This window comes from Bradyrhizobium sp. BRP56, assembly GCF_020194035.1.
Classification (GTDB): Bacteria; Pseudomonadota; Alphaproteobacteria; order Rhizobiales; family Xanthobacteraceae; genus Bradyrhizobium; species Bradyrhizobium australafricanum.
In genome coordinates this window covers 1-1,284 of the sequence record NZ_JADYVV010000168.1, presented here as the reverse complement: position 1 = coordinate 1,284, position 1,284 = coordinate 1, and the positions used below count along the sequence as shown (strand labels likewise).

The 1,284-nt window shown below is 60.0% G+C and carries 1 protein-coding gene; it reads left to right on the top strand.

The window, feature by feature from the left end; translation table 11 throughout:
- Positions 1–100: 100 nt before the first annotated feature.
- The gene (locus tag I6F38_RS43185) at positions 101–1,264 is read left to right on the top strand and encodes an IS4 family transposase (RefSeq protein ID WP_225164684.1); all 1,164 of its coding nucleotides are present in this window, start codon (positions 101–103) and stop codon (positions 1,262–1,264) included.
- Positions 1,265–1,284 lie beyond the last annotated feature (20 nt).

The following is a 1,284-nucleotide window of genomic DNA, read 5'->3' as shown; positions in this document are numbered from 1 at the left end:
GCAGGGCTGTCCGGGGAATGATTCACTATGTCGCGGTGCATGCTCGGCAAGACCGAGGCAAATCGGCCTTTTCTGGTTGTCGAGACACAGAAGGCCGAGCATGCGATACCGCGATAGCATTTTTGGAAGGCTGCTTGAACCGATCAATCGGCGGCAGTTTCAGTCGACTGTGGATCGTTTGGCCGGAGATGCCTACGACAAGTCGTTCAAGAGCTGGGATCATCTGATCGCGCTGATCTATGCGCAGCTCAGCGGCAGTGACAGCCTGCGTGGGGTGGTAGCCGGCTTCAACGCCCATTCTCAACACCACTATCATTTGGGGGCCGGCCAGCTGTCCCGCTCGACGCTGTCCGATGCCAATGCCCGCCGTCCGGTCGGCGTCTTCGCGCAGACCTTTGCGACGCTGTCGGCGATGGCCAGTCGCCAGCTGCGGAGCGAGGGCACGGAGATGGTGCGCCTGATCGATGCCAGCCCGATCCCGCTCGGTAAGGTTTGCAGCTGGGCGAGGTGGAACGGCCGCATCCGCGGCATGAAGCTGCACGTCGTCTACGATCCAAAAAGCGATGTCCCGAACTGTGTCGAGGTGACACCGGCAACCGTGAACGACATCGAGATCGGTCGCCAGGTTCCGATCCAGGCCGACACCACTTACGTGTTCGACAAGGGGTATTGCCGCTTCGACTGGTGGCAGAAGATCAGCGATAGCAAGGCATTCTTCATCACCCGGGCAAAGGAACGCATCCGGTTCCGGGCTTTCAAGCATCGTCTTCTCCGCAAGCGCGAGGGCGACGGCTTCAAAATCCTCGCCGACGACGAGGTGAAGCTTATCAGCAAGGGCGACTCACGACTGCCGATACCGCTGCGTCGGATCAAGCTCAGGCGAGAGAACGGGGGCCTGATCACGCTGCTGACCAACGATCTCACCCGCACCGCCATCGAGATTGCTGCCCTTTACAAGACCCGCTGGCAGATCGAGCTGCTGTTCCGCTGGATCAAGCAGCATCTCGATATCCGCAAGTTTCTCGGCGCCAACGATAACGCGATCCGCCTGCAAGTGCTCGCGGCGATGATTGCCTACCTGCTGCTACGCATCGCTGCACGAGCCAACTGCATCAAAATGCTGCCTCTCAGGCTGGCCGAGCTTGTTGGTCAGCTTCTGTTCACCCGTCGAGCACTCGCCACCATCGACCAGCCTCCGCCCATCAATCCCAGCCACCGCAAATGCAGAACATCCCCAAACCAGATGGAGTTCTGCTATGGATGACGTTCCCCGGACAGCCCTGC

Bases quoted from the DNA above. Each gene is read 5' to 3' on its own strand.
- I6F38_RS43185 (WP_225164684.1), top strand. From the start codon at position 101: ATGCGATACCGCGATAGCATTTTTGGAAGGCTGCTTGAACCGATCAAT.